Annotated in this window: 1 pseudogene; it reads left to right on the forward strand. The window is 64.5% G+C overall.

The features are described from left to right. A pseudogene (locus tag HWX25_RS33045) lies at positions 1-453 on the forward strand (sterol desaturase family protein); the annotation flags it as partial.

Here is a 453-nt window from a genome sequence, read left to right on the forward strand (position 1 = left end):
ATCGTCGGCGCGCTGCAGGTGGTGGCGATGTACCTCCTGCTGCGCCCGCTCGAGGCGCTGCGGCCGTCCCAGTCGTGGCAGCACCGCCGCGAGACGCGCGTCGACGTGCTCTACACGCTGATCGCCAAGCTCGGCATCTTCACGCTGTTCTTCTTCTTCGCGATGCAGCCCCTGTTCGACAACTTCCAGTCGTGGCTGCGGCTCAAGGGCGTCGCGAACCTCAATCTCGACACGCTGTGGCCCGGGGTGACCTCGCAGCCGCTGGTGGCCTTCCTGATCTACCTGGTGGTGCTCGATTTCGCCGGCTACTGGTACCACCGCTGGCAGCACCGGATCGGCGTGTGGTGGGAACTGCACGCGTTTCATCACATCCAGCTGCAGATGTCGCTGTAGACCGACGACCGCAACCACCTTCTCGACGATCTGATCCAGGGCTGCTTCTTCGCCGCCATC

This window comes from Burkholderia sp. BCC1640, assembly GCF_902833125.1.
Lineage (GTDB): Bacteria > Pseudomonadota > Gammaproteobacteria > Burkholderiales > Burkholderiaceae > Burkholderia > Burkholderia diffusa.